The organism is Variovorax sp. P1_H2 (assembly GCF_056405295.1).
On sequence record NZ_JBFUCJ010000283.1, the window covers coordinates 1 to 1,367 of the forward strand.

At 51.7% G+C, this 1,367-nt stretch carries 1 rRNA gene; it reads left to right on the top strand.

Annotated elements, in window-relative coordinates:
* Nucleotides 1–1,367, top strand: a 23S ribosomal RNA gene (locus tag AC1D2E_RS35870); the annotation flags it as partial.

Genomic DNA, 1,367 nt, shown 5'->3' on the forward strand with positions numbered 1-1,367 from the left:
TTGCAATTTATTGCAAGTGGTAGGAGAGCGTTCTGTAAGCCTGTGAAGGTGCGTTGTAAAGCGTGCTGGAGGTATCAGAAGTGCGAATGCTGACATGAGTAGCGTTAAAGGGGGTGAAAAGCCCCCTCGCCGTAAGCGCAAGGTTTTCTACGCAACGTTCATCGGCGTAGAGTGAGTCGGCCCCTAAGGCGAGGCAGAGATGCGTAGCTGATGGGAAACAGGTCAATATTCCTGTACCGATGTGTAGTGCGATGTGGGGACGGATCTTAATAGGTCATCCGGGTGTTGGATATCCCGGTTTAGTGGGAAGTAGGCGATGGGTAGGCAAATCCGCCCGTCATATACCGAGGCCCATGATCGAGCCAGCTTGCTGGTGAAGTGACTGAACGAGGTTCCAGGAAAAGCCACTAAGCTTCAGCTACACACGACCGTACCGCAAACCGACACTGGTGCGCGAGATGAGTATTCTAAGGCGCTTGAGAGAACTCAGGAGAAGGAACTCGGCAAATTGACACCGTAACTTCGGAAGAAGGTGTGCCCTATTAGTGTGAAGTGAACAACGGAGCATGAATGGGTTGCAAAAAATCGGTGGCTGCGACTGTTTATTAAAAACACAGCACTCTGCAAACACGAAAGTGGACGTATAGGGTGTGACGCCTGCCCGGTGCTGGAAGATTAAATGATGGGGTGCAAGCTCTTGATTGAAGTCCCAGTAAACGGCGGCCGTAACTATAACGGTCCTAAGGTAGCGAAATTCCTTGTCGGGTAAGTTCCGACCTGCACGAATGGCGTAACGATGGCCACACTGTCTCCTCCTGAGACTCAGCGAAGTTGAAATGTTTGTGATGATGCAATCTCCCCGCGGAAAGACGGAAAGACCCCATGAACCTTTACTGTAGCTTTGTATTGGACTTTGAACAGATCTGTGTAGGATAGGTGGGAGGCTTTGAAGCAGGGTCGCTAGATCTTGTGGAGCCAACGTTGAAATACCACCCTGGTGTGTTTGAGGTTCTAACCTAGGTCCATTATCTGGATCGGGGACAGTGCATGGTAGGCAGTTTGACTGGGGCGGTCTCCTCCCAAAGCGTAACGGAGGAGTTCGAAGGTACGCTAGTTACGGTCGGACATCGTGACGATAGTGCAATGGCATAAGCGTGCTTAACTGCGAGACTGACAAGTCGAGCAGATGCGAAAGCAGGACATAGTGATCCGGTGGTTCTGTATGGAAGGGCCATCGCTCAACGGATAAAAGGTACTCTGGGGATAACAGGCTGATACCGCCCAAGAGTTCATATCGACGGCGGTGTTTGGCACCTCGATGTCGGCTCATCWCATCCTGGGGCTGWAGCCGGTCCCAAGGGTATGGC